Origin of the sequence: Mesorhizobium sp. M0771, from assembly GCF_040320155.1 — a bacterium.
In the GTDB taxonomy this organism is placed as follows: Bacteria; Pseudomonadota; Alphaproteobacteria; order Rhizobiales; family Rhizobiaceae; genus Mesorhizobium.
Genome location: NZ_JAMYPC010000027.1, coordinates 12,661 through 35,549 on the forward strand (window position 1 = coordinate 12,661; position 22,889 = coordinate 35,549).

Here is a 22,889-nt window from a genome sequence, read left to right on the forward strand (position 1 = left end):
CATTGTCGTGGCCTCATGCAATCATATCAGGCGGGCACGTTCCAGATTTCTTTCGCATATTGGCGGATCGTGCGATCGGAAGAGAACCAGCCGACGCGGGCAACGTTGCGGATAGCGCGCGCGTACCAATCGGGGCTGTTGCGCCAGACGGCGTCGACATCGCGCTGGGCGGCGGCATAGGCGTCGAAATCCGCCGCCACCATGAACCAGTCGCTGTTGTAGAGACCGTCGACCAGCTCGCGGTAGCGATCCGGCTGGTCGGGCGAGAACACGCCCGACGATACTGCGGCAACAGCCTGCGCCAATTCAGGGGAGCCCTCGATCACGGCGCGCGGGTTGTAGCCATTGCTGCGCCGCTCGGCGACTTCCGCCGTGCTCAGGCCGAAGATGAAGATGTTGTCGTCGCCGACGCATTCCTTGATCTCGACATTGGCGCCGTCGAGCGTGCCTATGGTCAAGGCGCCGTTCAGCGCGAACTTCATGTTGCCGGTGCCCGACGCCTCCATGCCGGCAGTCGAAATCTGCTCGGACAGGTCGGCTGCCGGCATCATCACCTCGGCCAGGCTGACATTGTAGTTCGGCACGAACACCACTTTCAGCAGACCGCGCACCGACGGGTCGCTGTTGATGACCTTGGCGACGTCGTTGGCCAGTTTGATGATCAGCTTGGCATTGTGGTAGCTGGGCGCCGCCTTGCCGCCGAAGAATTTGACGCGCGGCATCCAGTCCTGCTCGGGATGCGAGCGGATCTGGTCGTAGAGCGCGATCGCTTCCAGGATGTTGAGCAGTTGGCGCTTGTATTCGTGGATGCGCTTGACCTGGATGTCGAACAGCGCCGACGGGTCGAGCTTGATGCCGAGCCGGTCGGCGACCAGATTGGCGAGCTTGACCTTGTTGGAGCGCTTGACGGCGGCGAACTTGTCGCGGAAGGCGGCGTCGCCGGCAAAGGCTTCGAGCCCCTTGATGGCGTCGATGTCGTCGAGGAAACGGTCCCCGATCGCCGCGCGGGCAAGCGCGGTGAGGCCTGGATTGCACTGGATCAGCCAGCGCCGTGGCGTGATGCCGTTGGTCTTGTTGTTGATGCGATCGGGATAGAGCTTGTGGAGATCGGCAAACACCGTCTCCTTCATCAGTTCGGTGTGCAACGCCGACACGCCATTGATCGAGTGCGAGCCGACAAAGGCCAGGTTACCCATGCGCACGCGGCGGTCGCCATTTTCCTGGATCAGCGAGATGCGGCTGATCTGCTCATTGGAAAACTGGTTGGTGGCGCGGGCCTCAAGCAAAACCTGCGCATTGATGGCGTAGACGATCTGCATGTGGCGCGGCAAAAGCCGTTCGAACAGCGGCACCGGCCAGCTTTCCAGCGCTTCTGGCAGCAGCGTGTGGTTGGTGTAGCCGAAGGTGCGCTTGGTGATGTCCCAGGCCTGGTCGAAATCCATGCCATGGACGTCCATCAGCAGGCGCATCAGCTCTGGCACGGCGATCGCCGGATGGGTGTCATTGAGGTGGATCGCTGCCTTGTCGGGCAGCGAGGCGAGATCGCCATACTGGCTGAGATGGCGCTGGACGATGTCCTGCAGCGACGCGGTGGAGAAGAAATATTCCTGCCGCAGCCGCAGTTCCTGGCCGGCCTTGTGGGAATCGGCGGGGTAAAGCACGCGCGACAAGGCATCGGCCTTGTTGCTTTCGGCCAGCGCGCCGATGTGGTCGCCGGCGTTGAACTTGTCGAGCAGGATCGGATCGACCGGCATGCCCGACCAAAGCCGCAGCGTGTTGACGCGGTTGGCGCGCCAGCCAACCACCGGGGTGTCGTAGGCGACGGCCTGGACATGCTCGGTCGGCTTCCAGACGTGACGTTCCAGCCGGCCATCCTTGGAGGTGATCGATTCCACCGAGCCGCCGAAGCCGACCTCGAAGGCACGCTCCCGCCGCTCGAACTCCCAAGGGTTGCCGTGGTCGAGCCAGGTTTCGGGCAGTTCGACCTGCCAGCCATCATGGATCTCCTGGCGGAACATGCCGTTGGCGTAGCGGATGCCGTAGCCATGCGCGGGAATGTCGACGGTCGCCATGCTTTCCATGAAGCAGGCGGCGAGCCGGCCAAGACCGCCATTGCCGAGCGCTGCATCCGGTTCGAGCCCGGCGATGAGGTCGAGGTCGACGCCCAGCGACTTGAGCGCTTCTCGCATATTGTCCATCAGGCCGAGATTGGAGAAGGCATCGCGCATAAGCCGGCCGATGAGGAATTCGAGCGACAGGTAATAGACGCGCTTTTCCTGCTGGGCGTAGGCCTCCTGCGTCGCCTGCATCCAGTGATCGACGATGCGGTCGCGCACGACCTTGATCGAGGCTGTCAGCCAATCATATTGCGTGGCAACGGAGGTGCCTTTGCCGACCCGGTATTTGAGAGCCAGCAAGACTTCGTCGGCCAGCGTCTTGGGATCGGGTATTTCGAGATCGGGGGCTTTGGCTGTCATTGTTCGCGTCATACTGCCTCTCGTGATCGTGCTGCGATCATACCGGCTTTCGCTCTCAGTCCCAGCCTATCCTAGTGCATCGCAACATACGTTCAATCGATTTAGACCAGCATGCCGCCAGTTCCCCTGCGGCAATTTATCCGTCGAGCGGATCAGGCAGCGAGTGCAGCCTCCGGCGGAACCTTCGCTCCCGTCATGAAGGCGACGGCGTCGGACATGGTATATTGCTTGGGATCGATGACGCAGAGGCGGCGACCCAGCCGATGGATATGGATGCGGTCGGCAACCTCGAAGACATGCGGCATGTTGTGCGAGATCAGCACGATCGGCAGGCCTCGCTTCTTGACGTCGAGGATCAGTTCCAGCACGCGGCGGCTCTCCTTGACGCCGAGTGCCGCGGTCGGCTCATCCATGATCACCACACGGCTGCCGAAAGCGGCGGCGCGCGCCACCGCCACGCCCTGACGCTGGCCACCCGACAGCGTTTCCACCGCCTGGCTGATGTTCTGGATGGTCATCAGCCCAAGCTCGGTCAGCTTGTCGCGGGCGCGCTTTTCCATTGCGGGCCGGTCGAGCATACGAAGCCAGTCGCCGAGGAAGCCGGGTTTGCGGATCTCGCGGCCGAGGAACATGTTGTCGGCGATCGACAGAGCCGGCGACAAAGCCAGGTTTTGGTAGACCGTCTCGATGCCCGCCTCGCGCGCCTCCATGGGCGATTTGAAAGCGACAGCCTTGCCTTCAAGACGGATCTCGCCTTCGTCGGGCACGGCGGCGCCGGAAATCGCCTTGATCAGCGATGATTTGCCGGCGCCATTGTCTCCGATGACGGCCAGGATTTCGCCGGGGTAGAGGTCGAAGTCGGCATTGTCGAGGGCGGTGACACGGCCATAGCGCTTGATCAGGCCGCGCGCGGTGAGGATGGGTTCCACGGTCATGCCGAAACCTTTCTGATCCATTGGTCGATCGCCACGGCGCCGATGATCAGCACACCGGTGAGCAGCACCTTCCATTGCGGATCGGCGCCCAGCATGTTGAGGCCCATCGAGACGACGCCGACGATCATCGCGCCGAAAAGCGTGCCCAGAATTGAGCCGCGCCCGCCGAACAGTGAAATGCCGCCGATCACCGTCGCGGTTATCGCCTGCAGGTTGTAGTCGGTGACGGCGGCTGACGGCGAGATCGAGCCGTTGCGGCCGATGGAAACCCAGGCAGCAAAAGCGGCGATCAACCCGGCAAGGGTGTAGACCGTCATCAACACCTTCTTGGTCTGGATGCCAGACAGCTTCGCCGCCTCCTGATCATCGCCAACGGCGTAGACATGGCGGCCCCAGGCGGTGTGATTGAGCACGTACCAGAGGATCAAAACGAGCACGACCGTGGCGATGACGCCCAGTGTCAGCACCGCTGTGCCGATCTTGAAACTCAGGGCAAAGAGATGCAGCAGCGGCGCCTGGGCGTCGACATCGGTATCGCGGATCGTCTCGTTGGCCGAATAGATGAAGTTCGTCGCCATGACGATGTTCCAGGTGCCGAGCGTGACGATGAACGGCGGCAGCTTCATGTAGGCGACCAGCAAACCGTTGAGCAGGCCGCAGGCCGCGCCGGCGGCAAGCCCGATGGGCACTGCGAGCACGGCCGGCATGCCGTAGCTGACCGCGCAATTGCCCATGATCACGGCCGAAATCACCATGATCACGCCGATCGACAGGTCGATGCCGGCGGTCAGGATGACCAGTGTCTGCGCGGCACCGAGGATGCCGACGATGGCGATCTGCTGCAGGATCAGCGTCAGCGTATAGGATGAGAAGAAACGCCCGCCAATGGCGATGCCGAAAATTACGATCGACAGGACCAGCACAATCAGCGGCACCGCCGCCGGCGTGGAGTGCAGGAAATGCTGGATGCGCTTGACGGCCGATTTGTGCTCGTCAAAGGCGGCAACGCTTGTGTCGCTGCTCGAGAGAACCTTCTCGAATTCCTGTGCTTGAGCCATGTTTCCTCCCCTGGGCTTCAGCTCCATGCCGATACCCGCTCGCGCCTGTCCGGTCTGCTGCCGGGATTATTCGCGTGACGCATCGTCCACCCGAAGCGGCCGGGGATCAAGCCCCCGGCCGTCAGCTTGTCGCTGGCTGTCAGACAGCCATCAGCCCCAGCACTTGGCGAGGCCTTCCTTGGTGTCGATCGACTTCACGCCATTGGCCGGCTTGTCGGTGACGAGGTTGACGCCGGTGTCGAAGAAATTCTTGCCTTCGGTCGGCTTAGGCTTGGCGCCGTCCTTGGCGAAGGCGGCGATCGCCTCGATGCCGAGTGCCGCCATCTGCAGCGGGTATTGCTGCGAGGTGGCGCCAATGACGCCTTCGGTCACCGACTTCACACCGGGACAGCCGCCATCGACCGAGACGATCAGCACCTGGCTTTCGAGCCCGACCGCCTTGAGCGCCTGGTAGGCGCCGACAGCGGCGGGCTCGTTGATGGTGTGGATGACGGTGATGGAGTTGTCCTTCTGCAGAAGGTTTTCCATCGCCTTGCGGCCGCCTTCTTCATTGCCGTTGGTGACGTCGTGGCCGACGATGCGGGCATCGTCCTCATCGCCGATCTTGTTGGGATCCTTCACGTCGATGCCGAAGCCCATCATGAAGCCCTGGTCGCGCAGCACATCCACGGTCGGCTGTGAGGGGGTCAGGTCGAGGAAGCCGATCTTGGCGTCCTTGGCCTTGTCGCCGAGGGTCGCGGCTGCCCAGGCGCCGATCAGCTTGCCGGCTTCCAGATTGTCCGTCGCGAAGGTCGCGTCGGCGGCATCGATCGGGTCCAGCGGGGTATCGAGCGCGATCACCAGCAGGCCGGCGTCACGCGCCTTCTTCACCGTCGGCACAATGCCCTTGGTGTCGGACGCGGTGATCAGGATGCCCTTGGCGCCGTCGGCGATGCAGCTTTCGATCGCCGCCACCTGGCTCTCGCTATCGCCGTCGATCTTGCCGGCATAGGTCTTGAGGTCGACGCCAAGTTCCTTGGCCTTGGCGGTCGCGCCCTCCTTCATCTTGACGAAGAAGGGGTTGGTGTCGGTCTTGGTGATCAGGCAGGCGCCGACGCCGGCGGCCGATGCTGTCGAAGCAAACGCCATCAGGCCGAGGCCCGCCGCGGCGAACACGGTGGACTTCAATAAAGCTTTGGTCACGATCTTCCTCCCATGGAACCATGCGGATGCCGCCAACCGGCATCTTGAGCGCATCCACTGAAGTTCTCCCAGTGTGGACGCGCCCTCAAATGACACCAGCGGGAGCCGCCTGTCAATAATTAAATCACTCTTATTTATTATTGACAGCTTTGCGCGGTTCACTCATTCTGCCGCAAAAGCAGTAAGAATAAACCAAGGGAAGGAACAAGGGTGGAGACCGGCATTGCGAGGCACGGTTCGCCCGAGGCGGCCGCCAGCCGTCTCCACCGTGGCACCAACCAGAGCGGCATGCGCGACCACAATGAGCGGCTGGTGCTGTCGTTGGTTCGCCAGCACGGCAGCCTGGCCAAATCAGACATTGCGCGCATGACCGGGCTTTCAGCGCAGACCGTCTCGGTCATCATGCGCGAACTGGAGGAGGACAGCCTGCTGCTGCGCCAGGCGCCGTTGCGCGGCAAGATCGGCCAGCCCTCCATCCCGATGGCGCTGAACCCCGAAGGCGCCTTCTTCATCGGCCTCAAGATCGGCCGCCGCAGCGCCGAACTGGTGCTGATCGATTTCCTCGGAACTGTGCGTTCCATGCTGCAGCATTCCTATCGCTATCCGGCGCCGCGCGAGACGGTTGAGTTCGTCACCGAAGGCATGAAGACGATGCGCGCCGAACTGACACCTGCGCAGGACAAGCGCATTGCCGGGCTCGGCATCGCCATGCCGTTCGAACTGTGGAACTGGGCCGACACGGCAGGTGCGCCGCGCGATATCATGGACGAATGGCGCCACCGCGACATCCGCGCCGACATCCAGTCGCAATGCGAATTCCCGGTCTATTTGCAGAACGACGCGACGTCGGCCTGCGGCGCCGAACTGGTGTTCGGCCAGACCGGCGGCGCGCGCGACTTCGTCTATTTCTACATCGGCGCCTTTGCCGGCGGCGGCATCGTGCTCAATGGCCGGCTTTTTGGCGGACCGACAGGCAATGCCGGGGCGCTGGGTTCGATGCCGGTGCCGGGACCAGACGGCAAGCCGACGCAGCTCATCGACGTCGCCTCGATCGCCATGCTGGAAAAGGCGCTTAACGCACGCGGCGTCGAGGCTTCGCATCTGTGGACGTCGCCTGAGGATTGGGGCGAGATCGGTCACGAGCTCGACGACTGGATCGCCAATGCCGCTCAGGCGCTGGCCTATGCCATCGTATCGGCGTCATCGGTGATCGATTTCGAGGCCGCGGTGATCGACGGCTGGATGCCGCTCGCTGTCCGGCGCCGGCTCGTCGATGCGATCAGGCAGGCGATCGGTACGATCGATGGCGAAGGGCTGAAGCTTCCGGTGGTGCGCGAAGGCACCGTCGGCATCCATGCCCGCGCGCTGGGCGGCGCCAGCCTGCCGCTGTCCGAACGCTTCCTCATCGGTTCGACCACGATTTCCAGGAGCATCTGAATGCTGATCGGTATTCCGTCGCTGCTCGGTCCGGAGCTTCTGGCGACATTGCGCGCCATGGGCCATGGCGACGAGATCGCGCTCGTCGACGGCAACTATCCGGCGGAAGAACAGGCAAACCGGCTGATCCGCGCCGACGGTCTTCACCTCATACCGGTGCTTGACGCCATTTTGAGCGTGCTGCCGGTGGACGACTTCGTGCCGGAAGCGCTGTTTCGTGCCTCGGTAAAAGGCGATCCCTCGGTCGCCGATCCGGTCCACCATGAAATCGAAACGATCTGCACCAGGCGCGCGCCGGGCCGCAAGGTGGTTGCGCTGGCGGGCGCCGACTTCTATGCACGCGTCCGGTCGGCATATGCGATCGTCGGGACCAGCGAACCCCGGCTCTACGCCAACATCATCATCCGCAAGGGCGTGATCTATCCGCCGGAGAACAAGAAATCATGATCCTCTGCTGCGGCGAAGCCCTGATCGACATGCTGCCGCGCACCACGACACAGGGCGAGCCGGCCTTTGCGCCCTATGTCGGCGGCGCGGTGTTCAACACGGCGATCGCGCTTGGCCGCCTCGGCGCGCCCGCCGGCTTCTTTTCCGGCCTGTCGTCGGATCTGTTCGGCGGCCAGTTCCGCGAGGCGCTCGGCGCAAGCAAGGTCAGCTCCACCTATGCGCACACCTCCCCTCGCCCGACCACGCTCGCCTTCGTGCGGCTCACCAACGGCCAGGCGACCTACACTTTCTACGACGAAAACACCGCCGGGCGCATGCTGACGACAGAGGATCTGCCGAAACTGGGCGCCGAGATCGAAGCCATGCTGTTTGGCGCCATCAGCCTGATTTCGGACCCGGCGGGTGCTGCCTACGAAGAATTCATGAAACGCGAGCACGAACGCCGCGTCATGATGCTCGACCCCAACATCCGGCCGAACTTCATCCCCGACAAAGCCAAGCACCTCCGGCGCATCCGCTCGATGATGGCGATGGCCGACATCGTGAAGCTATCGGATGAGGATCTGCACTGGTTCGGCGAGGCCGGCTCGCATGAGGACGTCATCCGCAACTGGCTGGATCGCGGCCCGAAGCTGATCGTCGTTACCCACGGCAGCGAAGGTGCCGTCGGCTACAGCAGGGAACACAAGGTCACGGTGATGCCGCATAAGGTGGAGGTGGTCGACACGGTCGGCGCCGGCGACACTTTCAATGCCGGCATTCTGGCCTCGCTGCACGAGCAAGGCCTGCTCACCAAGGCCGGGATCGGCGGCCTTTCGGAGGACGCCATCCGTCAGGCGCTGGCGCTCGGCGCCAAAGCGGCGGCGGTGACCGTGTCGCGGGCCGGCGCCAACCCGCCCTGGCGGCACGAAATCGCCTGATCCACGCTTAGTCCGCCGCCAGCCGCTGCAAGCAGCCGATCACTTTATGTTTCCGCGAGCCGGAAAGACGGACTGATCAGCCGGATTAATAGGCGGCGAAGCCCGGATTTCCGGCATCTTGCGGCAATGCAGGGAAAGCCTGAAGTAACAGGCTGCGACACCTAGACAACCCGTCCCGCGGCCGGTCCGGCTTTCTAGACCGGCCCAACTCTGGTACCAGCGGCCCGGTTAAGTTGTTGTTTCTGTGCGTGTCATTGTCCCCGGGGCAGCCCGCACCACACCGTTTTGAGGCCGACATGCAGTTCATCGATCTTGGCGCGCAGCGCGAACGTATCCGCGACCGGCTGAAGGCCGCGATCGACAATGTCGTCGAGGAAGGCCGCTATATCCTCGGACCGCAAGTCACCGAATTCGAAAACAAGCTCGCAGCCTATATCGGCACCAAGCATGTCGTGGCCTGCGCCAACGGCACCGACGCGCTGCTGTTGCCGCTGTTTGCCGCCGGTATCGGCCCCGGCGACGCGGTGTTCGTGCCGAGCTTCACCTTTGCCGCGACGGCGGAAGTGGTGGCGCTTGCCAAGGCCGAACCAGTGTTCGTCGATGTCGAGGCCGAGACCTACAACATCGACATCGCCAGCCTCGAGGCGGCGATCGCCATGATCAAGAAGGAGGGCCGGCTGAAGCCGAAGGCGATCATTCCCGTCGACTTGTTTGGGCTTGCCGCCAACTACGAGGCGATCATGGCGATTGCCAGGCGCGAAGGGCTGCTGGTGATCGAGGATGCGGCGCAGTCGATCGGCGGTTCGGCCGACGGCACAATGTGCGGCGCCTTCGGCCATGTCGGCTCGACCAGCTTTTATCCGGCCAAGCCGCTGGGCTGCTACGGCGATGGCGGCGCGATGTTCACCAATGACGACGCGCTGGCCGACCAGCTGCGCTCGTTTGCGTTCCACGGTAAGGGCGGGACGCAGTATGACAATGTCCGCGTCGGCATCAATTCACGCCTCGACACCATCCAGGCGGCGATCCTGATCGAGAAACTCGCCATCCTCGAAGACGAGATGGTCGCCCGCCAGGTCGTGGCCAAGCGCTACGCCGAAGGTCTCGGCGACATCGTCAAGGCGTCACGCAATCTGGGCGGTGGCCGCTCGGCCTGGGCGCAATACGCCATCGAGACGCCGAAGCGCGACGGGTTGAGGGCGCATCTCGGCGAAAAGGGCATCCCTTCGGTGATCTATTATGTGAAGCCGCTGCACGAGCAGGTCGCCTATCGCGACTATCCGCGCACGCCGACCGGGCTTGCGGTTTCGGAGGAACTGCCGAAGCGCATCCTGTGCCTGCCGATGCATCCCTATCTCAGCGAAGCCGACCAGGACCGCATCATCGAGACGATCCGCAACTACATTGGCTCGAACTCGGCGCATGTAGCGGCGGCGTAAGTTACGCCGCGTCCGCCGCCTTCCCGCTCGCAATAAAATGCGGGTTGGCGAAATCCTCGTCGTCGCTCTGTTTGCGCTTGCCATAGGTGAGCGGCTCGCCGTCCAGCGTGCGCGTCATGCCGCCGGCGGCGCGCAGTACGGCGTCGCCGGCCGCCGTGTCCCATTCCATGGTGCGGCCGAAGCGCGGATAGATGTCGGCTTCGGCTGCGGCGAGCAGGCAGAATTTCAGCGATGAGCCGACCGAGACGATCTCGGCGGCGCCGAGATCCTTGATGAAGGCTTCGGTCTCCGGGGTGTTGTGCGAGCGGCTGGCAACGACCGCCAGCGGCGTGACCGCCCTCCTAACCGAAATCCGCCGGCGGCCGACGATACGGAAGTCGCCATCGACCTCGATTGCTTCGGCCCAGCCCGGCCGTCCAGAGAAGAACCGCCCGCTGCACGGTGCGAAGACGACGCCGATCTCCGGCACGCCGTGCCGGACAAGCGCGATGTTGACGGTGAAATCGGTCCGGCGGTTGACGAATTCCTTCGTTCCATCGAGCGGATCGATCAGGAAGAAGGCGCCATCCAGATCGGGCGGCACAATGCCTTCGGCGACCTCTTCCTCGGCCACGCAGGGAATATCGGGATAGGCCGCACGCAGGCCGGCGAGGATGATCGTCTCGCTCTCGCGGTCGGCTTCCGTGACCGGCGAGGAGTCCGACTTGCTGTCGACCGCGCAGCCGGCCTTGAAGACCCGCATCACCTCGCGTCCGGCTTCGAGCGCCAGGCGCTCGAACACGTCGAGCATCACTTCGTCGTCAGATGCCGCCGCCGCTGTCATATTGGTCTTCGGCAATGTCGCGCTCATTCAGCCAGTGTTCCAGAGCCTCTACCATCTCCTCGGCCGTCTTGCCGAGTGTCTTGAGATGGATTTCGGGATTTTCGGGAGCTTCATACGGGGAATCGACGCCGGTGAAGTTCTTGATCTCGCCATTCAGCGCCCGTGCGTAAAGGCCTTTCGGGTCGCGTCGGGCGCATTCCTCGAACGGCGTATCGACGAACACTTCGACGAACTCGCCGTCGGCCATCAACTCCCTGGCCATGCGCCGCTCGGCGCTGAAGGGGGAAATGAAGGAGACGATGACGATCAGCCCGGCATCGGCCATCAGCTTTGCCACTTCGGCGACACGGCGGATGTTTTCGACCCGATCGGCGTCGGTGAAGCCGAGATCGCGGTTGAGGCCGTGGCGGACATTGTCGCCGTCGAGAATGTAGGTGTGGCGCCCGGAAGCGAACAGCTTCTTCTCGAGCAGGTTGGCGATGGTCGACTTGCCCGAACCGGAAAGGCCGGTGAACCAGAACACGGCGGGACGCTGGCTCTTCAAGTCGGAACGGCCACGCTTGCCGACATCGAGCGACTGCCAGTGGATGTTTTCGGCGCGGCGCAAGGTATGCAGGATCATGCCGGCGCCGACCGTGGCATTGGTGATGCGGTCGATCAGGATGAAGGCGCCGGTATCGCGGTTGTCGGCGAAGGTGTCGAAGGCGATCGGCGCCCGGGTCGAGATGTTGCAGATGCCGACTTCGTTCATCTCGAGCGACTTCGCCGCCTCGCGAGCGAAGTCGTTGACGTTGACGCGGTATTTCAGGTCGGTGACGGTGGCGCTGGTCTGGTCGGTCTCGGTGCGCAGTATATAGGAGCGTCCCGGCAGCAGCGCTGCCTCGTCGAACCAGACGATGTTGGCGGCGAACTGGTCGGCGACCTGCGGCCGTGCCGCCGGCGACACCAGCATGTTGCCTCTGGAGACCTCGACCTCGTCATCGAGCACAAGGGTGATGGCCTGGCCGGCCACCGCCTGGGCAAGATCGCCGCCTTGCGCGACGATGCGCTTGACCCGCGAGGCCTTGCCGGATTTGGCGACCACCACCTCGTCGCCCTGCGCGACGGAGCCGGACGCGATGGTGCCGGCAAAGCCGCGGAAGTCGAGATTGGGCCGGTTGACATACTGCACCGGAAACCGGAACGGCAGTTCGACCGCGGCCTCGTCGACCGATATAGTTTCGAGATGCTCGATCAGCGACGGGCCGGAATACCACGCCGTCTTGCCGGAGCGGCTGGTGACATTGTCGCCATAGCGGGCCGACATCGGGATCGGCACGATCGTCTGGAAGCCGAGCTCGTGCGAGAACTGCCGGTAATCCTCGACGATACGGTCGAACACCGCCTGGTCGAAATCGACGAGGTCGATCTTGTTGACGGCAAGCACGATATGGCGGATGCCGAGCAGCGAAGCGATGATCGAGTGGCGCCGGGTCTGGCGCAGCACAGCCTGGCGCGCATCGATCAGCACGATGGCGAGATCGGCAGTCGATGCGCCGGTCGCCATGTTGCGGGTGTACTGTTCATGGCCGGGCGTGTCGGCGACGATGAACTTGCGCTTGGGCGTGGCGAAGAAGCGGTAGGCGACGTCGATGGTGATGCCTTGCTCGCGCTCGGCCTCGAGGCCGTCGACCAGAAGCGCGAAGTCGATGTCGTCGCCAGTGGTGCCGTGCTTGCGGGAATCGCGCTCGAGTGCGGCGAGCTGGTCCTCGAAGATCTGCTTTGTGTCGGACAGAAGACGGCCGATCAGCGTCGACTTGCCGTCGTCGACCGAGCCGCAGGTGAGGAAGCGCAGCAGCGACTTCTTCTCCTGCGCCGCCATGTATTCGCGCACGCCGTCGGTGGGAGCGAGGCTCTTGGCCAGGATATGGCGCATGCTCAGAAATATCCCTCGCGCTTCTTCTTTTCCATCGAGCCGGCTTCATCGCGGTCGATGAGGCGGCCCTGGCGCTCGGAGGTGCGCGCCGTCAGCATCTCGCCGACGATGGCTTCGAGCGTGTCCGCGTCGGATTCGATGGCGCCGGTCAGCGGATAACAGCCGAGCGTGCGGAAACGCACCAGACGGTTCTCCATCGTCTCACCGGGGCGCAATTGCATGCGATCGTCATCCTTCATGATCAGCATGCCGTCGCGTTCGACCACCGGCCGCTCCTTGGCGAAATAGAGCGGCACGATCGGGATGTTTTCCTGCAGAATGTACTGCCAGATATCGAGCTCGGTCCAGTTCGACAGCGGAAACACGCGGATCGATTCGCCCGGCGCGATGCGGGTGTTGAAGATCTTCCACATCTCCGGCCGCTGGTTCTTCGGGTCCCAGACATGCTGGGCGTTGCGGAAGGAAAAGATGCGCTCCTTGGCGCGCGACTTCTCCTCGTCGCGCCGAGCCCCGCCGAAGGCAGCGTCAAAGCCGTATTTGTCGAGCGCCTGGCGCAACGCCACCGTCTTCATGACATGGGTGTGGGTGTTCGAGCCATGGTCAAAGGGGTTGATACCGTCGCGCACGCCGTCTTCATTGACGTGGACCAGCAGGTCGAAGCCGAGCTTCTGCGCCATCTGGTCGCGAAAGGCGATCATCTCGCGGAACTTCCAGGTGGTGTCGACATGCAGGAAGGGGAAAGGCGGCTTGGCCGGATAGAAGGCCTTCATCGCCAGATGCATCAGCACGGAGGAATCCTTGCCGACGGAATAGAGCATCACCGGCTTGGAGAAGGAGGCGGCAACCTCACGGAAGATGTGGATGGACTCGGCCTCGAGCCGCTGCAGGTGCGTAAGCGCGATGTTCATGGACTGTGAGCGTTCTCTCGTGCAATCCAGACCTTGCATCAGATGGATCGGGCGTCCTTTTCAGCCGCCCGGTTCAAGCTTCACTGCTGGACACTATCGGTTCGTGCCGGCGTTCTAGCAGATCGCCACCTGATATAACAACGCTGGAAAGGCCGGCGGCCACACCGATCGGCAACGAATTTTCCATGAAAAGCCTAGAATCCGAAAATTCCTGCCCGACGGAGCGATAGCATTCAAAGGCCGGGAAAAATCTTGCCTGGACCGAAAGAAACGCCGGCCGGACCTCGTCGCACTTTCGAAAACCGCACCCAGCCGCTATACCGGCTCCTGAACCTGCGCCGGGCGGCATGCCGCAAATGCCGCCGCCAAACATTGTCCGTCGCCACGCGACCCAGCGCATTGTGAACCAGAGCATTGACCCCGATCTCCGCCATCAAGCAGCACGTTTCGCCGTCACGGATCAACGTCACCTTCTCCATTTTGTGCTTCTTTTTCCCGCCGGTACTGGGATCGGCGGTCAGCTTTTTGTTCAATGGCGGCGGCCTGTGGTCGGTGCTTCTGCTTGCGCTGAAAAGACGGCGTTTCAACATCGACCGGCCGATGACCGCGATGACGGTGGCCATCTATGCCTATTGCGCAGCCAGCGTGCTCGCCTCCATCGTCAACAATTCGATCGCCAGGGATGCGCCGCATCTGGCAGGGCTGATCACCTTCCTGTTTTTCCCTGTCTCATACGCGACCTGGAGCATTACCGAGAAAACCACGCTGACGCGCATCGTCGTGCTGGCGAGCGCCGCCGCCTGTTTTGGCGCCCTGCTGCTGGCGGTCGTGCAATATCACGGGCTGGGCATACGGGCCGAAGGCGGCGCCGGCAATCCGATCGTGTTCGCGACCGTCGCCTGCCTCAGCATGATGATGTGCCTGGCAGGCGCCTTATCGGGTGTCGAAAAGAACAGGGCGTTGCTGGCCTGCGCGACACTGGCCGGCGCGGTCGACATTGTCTATTCGGGGTCGCGGATCATCTGGCTGGCGATGCTGGTGGCCGGCATCGCGGTCCTGCTGATCAACCGTCGCAAGCTCAACAACAGAAACGCCATTCGGCTTTTGCTGATTGCGGGCGCGATCGGCATCGTCATCGCGGTCATTGGTCTCCCCATCATTTCCGAGCGCGCGGCCTTCCTGTTCAGCGACTGGGATGCGCTCGCCACGAAGGGCGACCACACGACCGCGCTCGGCTTGCGCGCAGCACTTTGGCAGATTGGGCTGAGCGCCTTCCACGACATGCCGATTTTCGGTCACGGCATTGCTGCAAGCCGTGAGCTGATAAAGGATGGATTCCACAATCAGTTCCACATGCCGTCCACGGGCTTCAGCCATTTTCACAATGGCTTCCTGACTGCATTGGTGGAGGCCGGGCTGCTTGGAGCCGTAACGCTCGCGGCTGTGTTCTTCGTTGCCGCGAGAAACGCGGCCATCGTGCTGCGCACCAGCACGGACGCGATCGAGCGGTTCGGCGCCACGATGATTGTCGTCACTGCGATCATCTACCTCATCGGCGGCCTGACCGGCATCCTGGTCGGCCACGACATCCTCGATGCCACACTGATGGTGTTCCTGGTGTCCGGGACATATCTTGCATCGGGCCGGCAACAAATGCTGCCGGAACAACAGGCACCGGCCCCGGCGCCCCAGGCAAGCCGGCCGTGAAAGTGCTGGTCACAGGCGCGACGGGTTTCATCGGCAGGCAGGTCGTCAACCAGCTGCGCGAAGCCGGGTTCGGGGTGCGCATGGCATCGCGCCACCCGGAACGGCTCGATCCCGTGAGCGATGCGGTTTTGTTGCCGGACTTCGACGCACCGGCTCAGGCATACCAGGCGCTGATGCGAGATATCACCCATGTCGTCCACTGTGCGGCGCTCAACAACGACCGCAAGGCGAGCGAAGCCGACTTCATGGCAGCCAACGCGACACTGACCGCGCAGCTGGCGCGCGCGGCCGCCTCGCGGACAAGCGGGCGCTTCATCTATCTGTCGTCGATCCGGGCAGTAGCCGGTCCCGGTTTCAGCGGAACGATCAGCGAGGCGACGCTCCCTGCCCCGCAATGCGCCTACGGGCGCTCGAAACGCGAAGGCGAGATCAAGACACTGGAAGCCTATGCGTCCAGGCCCTCCGATGCCACGGCGCTGCGCCTGCCGCCGGTCTATGGCGAAGGCATGAAGGGAAACCTGCGTGGAATGATGCGCATGGGCGGCACGAACCTGTCGCTGCCTGCGGCGATCTTCAGCGGCGTACGATCGCTGATGTCGAGCGAAGCGGCAGCGCGGACCGCGGTGTATCTGTTGAGCCGTCCGCAGCCGCTCCGCCCCGCCTATGTCGCCTGCGACCTACCGCCTCTCCCTGTCTCGGCAATCATCGGGGGTTTCAGGGACGGTCTTGGCTACTCATTGCGGCTGTCCGCTGTGCCTGCTGGCCTGATGCGGGCAGTGCTGACCCTACTGGGCAAACGCAAGGCATGGGACGCGATGGCAGCGACACAGATTTGCGATCCGTCCCTGCTGGTATCCGAAGGCTGGGTGCCGCAGACCGATACGCTCGAACGGCTGACCGAACTCGCGCGGCGCTACAAATCAGGTGCCGTTCGGCAGTAGAAAATCGTGCCTATGAGAATGCGGATATCGAGGCCGATCGAGGCCGCTTTGAGATATTGGGCATCGGTTTCGGCGCAGAGTTTCGGATCCGACATGTCGATGCCTCTCATCTGCGCAAGCCCGGTAATGCCTGGAAGTGCGGCAAGCACACCCAATTGCCTGCGGCGGTCGACCAACTCGGTTTGCGTGGGCAGGCATGGACGCGGCCCGACCAGGCTCATCTCGCCCTTCAGCACGTTCCAGAGCTGCGGCAGCTCGTCGATCTTGAATTTTCGCAGCACCTTACCGGCGGCGGTGACGGAGTTTGCCGGCGCCTGATGCGAGGGCAGAGACGGCGTTCCCACAACCATCGTCCTCAACTTGTGGCAGCGAAACAGCACCCCGTGCTGGCCGACGCGAGTTTGGGAGAGGAGTGCCGGTCCGGGCGACGACAGCCTGATTGCCAGTATGGCAAGCAGGGTGACGGGCGAGGTCAGCGGCAACAGAACCGCCGCCGCGACGAGATCGAAAGCTCGCTTGGGTCCCCTCATGGCCATCTCAGCATGCTCTAGATCCGCCGCCAGATGAAGGCCAGATAGAGCCCAAGTGTACCAGCCAGCGTCTGCCGGTAGACGCCGCTTTTCCGGAGAAGGCGCAGGCGTCGCAAGATACCGCCCTTTCGCGCCCTGATGAACAGGCCGAGGCAGGCGGCGGCATCCCTCGTGAGGATGTCGCGATTGACCGCCAGGCCGCTCAGATTGTGATCGGTCCAGACGGCGAACTCGCCCCTGAAGAGGCGCCCCAGCCGCGACAGCCTCGCCTTCCACGAGACGTTGGCGCCGACCAGGTTTGCCTCATGCTGGCGGTAGCGCACCAGCGGTCGCGGGTCATAGCGGACAATGCCGCCGGCAGCCGTGACGATCAGATAGGTCCACCAGTCATGGCTGACGAACTCGGTCCTTGCCGATGCCTTTGCCAGCAACTTTCGCGCGGCGCGGTTGATCATCATCGTATTGCCGCCGGCAATGCTTTGCACAAGCGCATTGCGAAATGCGGGTGGATGCTGGAACAGCGGCGAATACCCTTGCGCTGCTCCGGTTTCGGACATGGTCGCGGTTCTGGAGCAAAACAGCAGCGGCGTTCCGGCATCGTGCCCTTGCATCCAGGCAATGGCGCTCTCCAGCCTGTCCGGCTCCCAGATGTCGTCCTGGTCGCAGAAGGCGTAGTAGTCGGCCTCGATGCGCGGATCGATGATCATCGCGCGGAAGTTGGCGGCAAAGCCCTGGCGAGGACCATTCGACAGGGTCAACCGGCCTTTGGTCCAGCGGCTCTGCCAGGCGCCGATAATGGCCGAGGTGCCGTCTGTCGAACCGTCGTCGGAAACCCAGAGGTCGACAACAGGATACGATTGCGCAGCCAGCGACGCGAGTTGCTCGTCAAGGAAAGCCGCGCCATCTTTCGTGCCCAGCAGCACGGCCACGCGCTGATCTTGTCTGCTCACTGGTTCAAAATCATCTGCAAACGCCTGGGAACGGCCATCGGATCGGCTTCAATAGCCAATCCCGGTCGATCAGGACAGGCTCTTTGTTTTGACGCAATCCCGGACGGGAAAACCGCTCGACACTTTTCCTGGAATTGCTCTAACCAGCTTGCCCGACTGTTTTCGCAACGGTTTCCCGGCGTGCGTCACTTGGAGGCTCTTCCGCCTGATAGAGGCCGGCCATGACGGCGAGCGCCGAGGCCTTGTCCTGATCGCGCATGGCCGCCTGCAGCAATGTCAGCGCCGCCTGGACCTTGGGCCATCCCACGACATCGGTCCTGAGGCCGAAGATCTTGGGGATATCCAGCGCGACGATCTCCTCATTGCCGCCATGCAGCACTTCGTGAAGCTTCTCGCCCGGCCTGATCCCGGTGAAACGGATCGGAATGTCGGTGTAGGGGCTTTTGCCGGCCATGCGGATCATGGTTTCAGCGACTTCGAGGATCGGCACCGGCTTGCCCATGTCGAGCATGTAGATGGCGTAGTCGTCCTTGCCCTGGCGCCGCTCGGCGTCGGCCGCCGACATGATGACGAGGTCGACGGCTTCGGCCACCGTCATGAAGTAGCGGGTCATGCGGCGATCGGTGATGGTGACCGGACCGCCGGCCTCGATCTGCGCCTGGAAGATGGTGGCGACCGAGCCATTGGAGCCGAAGACGTTGCCGAACCGCACGGCGATGAACTTGGTGCCGGAGCGACGGCCGCTGGGCCCGGTGGCGTGCGTTTCGTGCAGCGAAGAGACGATCTGCTCGGCGGCGCGTTTCGTCATACCGAGCACCGAGGTCGGATCGACCGCCTTATCGCTGGAAATCAACAGGAACTGCGGCACCCCGCATTTGGCGGCAACCTCGGCGCAGACGAGGGTGCCCAAAATGTTGGTCTGGATCGCCGATTCCCAATTTTCCTCGAGCAGCGGCACATGTTTGAGCGCGGCGGCATGGAAGATGATGTCGGGCTTGAAATCGCTGACGACGCGGGTGATCTGGCGCCGGTCTGTGACATCGACGATGCGGCTCTTGAGCCGGACATGGTCCTTTTCGTCAACCTGCTGGTCGAGCTGGAAAATACCGAACTCCGAGATATCGGCGACCAGAACCGCCTCGGCGCCAAGTTCCAGCGACCGCTTGACCAGGATGCGACCGATTGAGCCGGCGCCGCCGGTGACCAGGACGCGCTTGCCACCGATAAAGCCGCCGATCCGCTCAATATCGGAAGCAACTGTGGAGCGGCGCAGGATGGTTTCCATCTCGACAGCGTCGAGTACCAGCTTTCCGCCTTGGCCGAGCTCCGAAACGCCGGAGAATTGGACGACGGCGATACCGCTGTGACGGGCGACACGGACCAGTTCCGAATATTCCTCGATCTCGCGTTCGGTGCCATTGCCGAAAATCAGCATGTCGAGGCTTTTGGTGCCTCTTGCATATTCTTCGAGGACCTCGACCAGGCGGGGCCGCACGGCCACCACCGGAACGCCCTGTATCTGCGTGCCCAACGGCGCGCCGTTCTCGATGGCCATGATGCCGGCGATGGAATATTCGGCCGGCTCGGCCGTGCGTGTGAAGCGGATGATGACGTCTGCTTCGCCAAGCCTGCCGACGAACAGCGCTTGTTTGATCGCCGCATTGTTTGCGTTGCGGCTCAGGATTCGCCAGCTCGCCCCGTCGCGCAGGAACCGGTAATAGAGCCGAGGCGCCGATATGATGGTGAAGGAGACGAGGAAAAAGACGATGAACTGGCGCTCGTTGAGGCCGGTCACCGGCTGAAACGAACGAACCGCCAGCGAGACGACATAGAGCGTGACGGTCAGGATGGCGCAGCTCTTCAGGATGTTGAAGAAGTCCGGCGTGGAGGCGAAACGCCACACGGTGTTGTAGAGGCCGCAATAGCGAAACAGCATATGGCTGAGAAAAACAATACTTGCCCAGCAGGCCAGGCCGGCCGTGGAGAGCGCGTCGAATGAAAGTCTCGACTGAGAAAGCCCCAGACTCAGCGCCACCGCGACCAGGACCATGACCAGATCCTGGATCATTATAATGGCGCGCCGCATCTTCGGCCGAAGTCCGGACACGACCTCTACATAGGATGTCATTGGGTAGTACTGAACTCCAGGCGCAAGGACATGGACACTAACGTGGTGCAAGAGCGACGGAAACCCGTCACCGATCACCTGTTTAGAGTGCCAATCCCCAGCCCCGCCGCTTTGTATCGCATAGCGTGGAGTTGTAGTGATCGCCAGATATTTTTTTGGAAATTCCCTTGGCTGGCCTTCAATCCAGGCGATCGGGCGGGAGGCGCGCACCGAGATCCATGCGCATTTGCTCAAAGCGGGCGTCGCCGGCCAGATTGTTCCACTCGTAAGGGTCGGCGCTCAAATCATAGAGTTCTTCCGACAAGTCGGAGTAGCGCGTGTAGCGCCAGCGGCTTGACCGCACAGAATGATTGCCGCGCAACCATGTCATGATCGCACAATGGTCTTCCATTTTGCCGCCCCGCGCCAAAGGCATGAGTGAACGGCCGTCTATGTCCGCTGGTGGCTCGAACCCGCAAAGATCAAGAAGCGTAGGAAACAAGTCGACCAGACTGACCGGCTGGTCGACGCGAGCCGATGTCGCCATACCTCGTGGCGGCACCAGAATGAAGGGCACTCGCGTTGCTTCCTCCCACAGCACGAATTTCCGCCAGTGCAGCTTTTCGCCCAGGTGGAACCCGTTGTCTCCCCAAAGGACCACGATCGTATTGTCGGCGGCGGGCGAAGCATCCAGGGCGTCAAGCACACGTCCAATCTGACTGTCGCAGTAGGAAATGGCCCCGAGATAGCCTTGGACGGCGTTGCGCCATTGCCCGTGTTTCAGGACGGTTTCGTGGTCAGGCGGCGACAGAGCCCAAGCCTTTGCGATGGCGGGAACGTCGTCAAGATCGTCATTCTTGACAAAGGGCAGGCTGACCTTGTCGAGAGGATAAAGATCAAGGAATTGTTGCGGTACGTACCAGGGCAAATGCGGCTTGTAGAAACCCGTCGCGCAAAAGAATGGCTGCTCGTGCGGTTTTTGCAGGAAGGCGCAAACCGCGTCCGCAGTCTTGAAATCGGGCATCTCCGGCTCGCGAGCGGATTCGATGGCGCCCCAATCGAAGTGATGATTCATCGACGCTACGTTCGGGAAATCATCAAAATCAAACATGCGGTTGAGCGGCCGATGCAACGGCATCGGCTCGGCGGCGGTCGTATGGAATTCGTCCCACAAGGCTGGGCGGTTCTCGATGTCGCTCCATCTTGCCGACGGCGTCCTGTTGCGCCCTGCATCGGCGTAGTCGAAACTGCCATGGAACACTTTCCCCGCACCCATGCAGAAATACCCGGCCTCGCGCAGGCGCTCGAGCAGTGTGACCCGGCGCAGCGGCGCCTCCCAGAATGGCTCGTTCTGATAGACACCCGTTGTCGTCGGCAGGCATCCGGTAAACACGGACATCCGGCTGGCATTGCAATAGGGCGCCGTGCAGTAGGCGCGCAGAAACGTCGTTCCACGCGATGCGAGTCGGTCGATTGCAGGCGTCTTGACGTCCGGATGGCGGCCCAACGGCGCAATCCAGGAATTGAGGTCGTCAGCCACGATGAAGAGGATGTTGGGTCGCTCCATCAGCCTTCTACCGCCAAGCCCGAATCAATAGTCGGCCAGTCGGAAACCGACAGCCCCGAAAGTCGGGAGAATTCGACGGTGTCATCGTAAAAAATCTCGCGCAAATAGGTTACGTCCTCAGGTCGAAGCTCGTTCTCACATCGTCTCCCAAGCTGATCTGTTCGCGGAGCAAGGGGGAGAAACGGTTGGATGGAAAGGAACCCGGCAACGGCATCCAGCGTAGGTTGGTGATCCCTCAACAAATCCAGTGAACGCAGGAGCAGAACGTTCTCCCTTGGGAACAAGGCAAATAGCCGGCGTAGTTGGCGTGCGTAAAAGCCCCGTTCGACATAGCTATACACACGCCATGCCGGATCGGTCTGATCCAACCCCTTTAGTCGCCAGCGGCCTTGCCGGATCGCCAGGTGAAAAGGCAGATACTCCGACCGGTTACCGGTCTCCATACGCCATTGCGACCACGCTCGCTCGATCGGATCGCGAAAGATGAAGACAAGCTTAATTGCGGGATTGTATCGCTTTATCCGTTCCAGCGATGGCGGCCAGAAGAGATAGATCGGGGTCACGTCAAATCCGATGCCTCTCCCAGCATCGTCGGAAAAAAAGCTTCCCAACTTGCGATAGTCCGGCTCCGTCCAGTTCTGCGTCTCGTCGTCAAAGAAATGCATCTCCTTGACGGACGGCGTCGCCAGCTGTGGGTGTTGGCTGAGATAGCCGAACAGGCTGGTCGTGCCGGACTTCTGCACCCCACCAACGATGAAACCCAACACAGGCTGGTCCAATGCATGCGCCCCCATGCCAAGGTTACGTCCTTGTTACCACTGTCTCTCGCCCCCCGACGAAAGTGCCCGGCAAGCCATCAAGGAAGCCTAGACAGCGGCGTTTGCCAAGTCCAGTTCCTGATAATCCCGCCCGGAAGCGAACTGCTTGATGAAATCAAGCTGTCTTTCGCTGGGGGGCTCAAGTCCAATAAAATCTGCGATCTCGCACAACAGTGACTCCGGGTTCAACAGCGAACGCTCATAGCTGACAAGGAGCGTCGGCCACTGCAATCGCTGCAGCAATTCCCAATATCTGCTGTACCTGATCAGCGCCAGGTCATAGGCTTGCTCGATCGAGGACTGCATCTGCTTGACTTCGGACTGGGCGACCGCAGCCATGTCACGGTTGACGAACACGATGAACGGGTTCCTCACGACCTCCGCTATCGCCCCGAGGTAAAGATCGGCAGACGGATCTTTCCAACCCCATAGATCATTGGCATCATTTCTCGCCTCGATGATCTCTTCCAGCTTCTTCAAGCCATCATCTGCCGAATCATCGATCAGGCGGCCATCGATGTCCCGACCCTGGGCCGCATAAACGAGCTCCATATCCTCGTGGATGATGGAATCGGGTGACGATCCCATGGGCACGCCCAGGATTATGGCCGCACCGGCGACGAGACTTGTGCCGCCCCGGCCACATCCGACCACTATCAGGGTTCGTGGCCCCCGCGGCAACGCGAGTCTGACCGCCTTGTGTGATGTAGCCATCGCCACCGTCTTAC

General features: G+C 62.3%; 19 protein-coding genes. 6 read left to right on the plus strand and 13 right to left on the minus strand.

The window, feature by feature from the left end; all coding sequences use genetic code 11:
- Nucleotides 1-26: 26 nt before the first annotated feature.
- From NKI05_RS28565 to NKI05_RS28580, 4 genes are all read right to left on the minus strand, one after another.
- Nucleotides 27-2,489 (minus strand): glycogen/starch/alpha-glucan phosphorylase, encoded by a 2,463-nt coding sequence (locus NKI05_RS28565; protein ID WP_023715698.1) that lies wholly within the window; start codon nucleotides 2,487-2,489, stop codon nucleotides 27-29.
- A 140-nt stretch (nucleotides 2,490-2,629) separates the two neighbouring features.
- The gene (locus tag NKI05_RS28570; protein WP_023670726.1) at nucleotides 2,630-3,412 is read right to left on the minus strand and encodes an ATP-binding cassette domain-containing protein; all 783 of its coding nucleotides are present in this window, start codon (nucleotides 3,410-3,412) and stop codon (nucleotides 2,630-2,632) included.
- Nucleotides 3,409-4,470 (minus strand): ABC transporter permease, encoded by a 1,062-nt coding sequence (locus tag NKI05_RS28575; RefSeq protein WP_023670725.1) that lies wholly within the window; start codon nucleotides 4,468-4,470, stop codon nucleotides 3,409-3,411. The genes NKI05_RS28570 and NKI05_RS28575 overlap by 4 nt, the downstream gene beginning before the upstream one ends.
- Nucleotides 4,471-4,620: 150 nt before the next feature.
- Nucleotides 4,621-5,598, minus strand: coding sequence for a sugar ABC transporter substrate-binding protein (locus NKI05_RS28580; protein ID WP_081725578.1), 978 nt, complete (start codon nucleotides 5,596-5,598; stop codon nucleotides 4,621-4,623).
- 264 nt (nucleotides 5,599-5,862) lie between these two features.
- Here NKI05_RS28580 and NKI05_RS28585 point away from each other — a divergent pair, with 264 nt between their 5' ends.
- The 4 genes from NKI05_RS28585 to NKI05_RS28600 all read left to right on the plus strand — a co-directional run bounded on the left by NKI05_RS28585 (nucleotide 5,863) and on the right by NKI05_RS28600 (nucleotide 9,895).
- On the plus strand, nucleotides 5,863-7,089 hold the full coding sequence (locus NKI05_RS28585) for an ROK family transcriptional regulator (protein ID WP_023816491.1): 1,227 nt from the start codon (nucleotides 5,863-5,865) through the stop codon (nucleotides 7,087-7,089).
- The gene (locus tag NKI05_RS28590; protein WP_023684581.1) at nucleotides 7,090-7,536 is read left to right on the plus strand and encodes an RbsD/FucU family protein; all 447 of its coding nucleotides are present in this window, start codon (nucleotides 7,090-7,092) and stop codon (nucleotides 7,534-7,536) included.
- The gene (locus tag NKI05_RS28595) at nucleotides 7,533-8,456 is read left to right on the plus strand and encodes a carbohydrate kinase family protein (RefSeq protein WP_023684582.1); all 924 of its coding nucleotides are present in this window, start codon (nucleotides 7,533-7,535) and stop codon (nucleotides 8,454-8,456) included. The genes NKI05_RS28590 and NKI05_RS28595 overlap by 4 nt, the downstream gene beginning before the upstream one ends.
- A 296-nt stretch (nucleotides 8,457-8,752) precedes the next feature.
- Complete coding sequence (locus tag NKI05_RS28600) at nucleotides 8,753-9,895, plus strand: DegT/DnrJ/EryC1/StrS family aminotransferase (RefSeq protein ID WP_023684583.1); 1,143 nt, start codon at nucleotides 8,753-8,755, stop codon at nucleotides 9,893-9,895.
- Between the two features lies 1 nt (nucleotide 9,896).
- Here NKI05_RS28600 and cysQ read toward each other — a convergent pair whose 3' ends face one another.
- From cysQ to cysD, 3 genes are read right to left on the minus strand one after another with little or no spacing between them, the layout of a single operon-like run.
- On the minus strand, nucleotides 9,897-10,685 hold the full coding sequence (gene cysQ / locus NKI05_RS28605; protein WP_031196090.1) for a 3'(2'),5'-bisphosphate nucleotidase CysQ: 789 nt from the start codon (nucleotides 10,683-10,685) through the stop codon (nucleotides 9,897-9,899).
- A 10-nt stretch (nucleotides 10,686-10,695) separates the two neighbouring features.
- Nucleotides 10,696-12,633, minus strand: a complete 1,938-nt coding sequence (cysN, locus tag NKI05_RS28610) for a sulfate adenylyltransferase subunit CysN (RefSeq protein ID WP_023684584.1) — start codon at nucleotides 12,631-12,633, stop codon at nucleotides 10,696-10,698.
- Between the two features lie 2 nt (nucleotides 12,634-12,635).
- Nucleotides 12,636-13,541: a sulfate adenylyltransferase subunit CysD gene (gene cysD, locus NKI05_RS28615; RefSeq protein ID WP_023670717.1), complete on the minus strand. Its 906-nt coding sequence runs from the start codon at nucleotides 13,539-13,541 to the stop codon at nucleotides 12,636-12,638.
- A 414-nt stretch (nucleotides 13,542-13,955) separates the two neighbouring features.
- On the opposite strand from cysD, the gene NKI05_RS28620 reads away from it, so the two are divergent.
- Together NKI05_RS28620 and NKI05_RS28625 are read left to right on the plus strand one after the other, a co-directional pair.
- Nucleotides 13,956-15,248 (plus strand): O-antigen ligase family protein, encoded by a 1,293-nt coding sequence (locus NKI05_RS28620; protein WP_031199482.1) that lies wholly within the window; start codon nucleotides 13,956-13,958, stop codon nucleotides 15,246-15,248.
- Nucleotides 15,245-16,189: an NAD-dependent epimerase/dehydratase family protein gene (locus NKI05_RS28625; RefSeq protein ID WP_023816493.1), complete on the plus strand. Its 945-nt coding sequence runs from the start codon at nucleotides 15,245-15,247 to the stop codon at nucleotides 16,187-16,189. Before NKI05_RS28620 ends, NKI05_RS28625 begins: the two co-directional genes overlap by 4 nt.
- Here NKI05_RS28625 and NKI05_RS28630 read toward each other — a convergent pair.
- From NKI05_RS28630 to NKI05_RS28655, 6 genes are all read right to left on the minus strand, one after another.
- Nucleotides 16,162-16,719, minus strand: coding sequence for a sugar transferase (locus NKI05_RS28630; RefSeq protein WP_023816494.1), 558 nt, complete (start codon nucleotides 16,717-16,719; stop codon nucleotides 16,162-16,164). The two genes, NKI05_RS28625 and NKI05_RS28630, sit on opposite strands and share 28 nt — an antisense overlap.
- 17 nt (nucleotides 16,720-16,736) lie before the next feature.
- Nucleotides 16,737-17,669: a glycosyltransferase family 2 protein gene (locus NKI05_RS28635; protein ID WP_023816495.1), complete on the minus strand. Its 933-nt coding sequence runs from the start codon at nucleotides 17,667-17,669 to the stop codon at nucleotides 16,737-16,739.
- A gap of 139 nt (nucleotides 17,670-17,808) precedes the next feature.
- On the minus strand, nucleotides 17,809-19,797 hold the full coding sequence (locus tag NKI05_RS28640; RefSeq protein ID WP_031205950.1) for a nucleoside-diphosphate sugar epimerase/dehydratase: 1,989 nt from the start codon (nucleotides 19,795-19,797) through the stop codon (nucleotides 17,809-17,811).
- Nucleotides 19,798-19,975: 178 nt separating this feature from the next.
- Complete coding sequence (locus NKI05_RS28645) at nucleotides 19,976-21,343, minus strand: sulfatase (protein WP_023805749.1); 1,368 nt, start codon at nucleotides 21,341-21,343, stop codon at nucleotides 19,976-19,978.
- On the minus strand, nucleotides 21,343-22,137 hold the full coding sequence (locus tag NKI05_RS28650) for a sulfotransferase family protein (protein ID WP_023805750.1): 795 nt from the start codon (nucleotides 22,135-22,137) through the stop codon (nucleotides 21,343-21,345). Before NKI05_RS28650 ends, NKI05_RS28645 begins: the two co-directional genes overlap by 1 nt.
- Before the next feature lie 72 nt (nucleotides 22,138-22,209).
- Complete coding sequence (locus NKI05_RS28655) at nucleotides 22,210-22,875, minus strand: sulfotransferase (RefSeq protein WP_023805751.1); 666 nt, start codon at nucleotides 22,873-22,875, stop codon at nucleotides 22,210-22,212.
- Nucleotides 22,876-22,889: the final 14 nt, after the last annotated feature.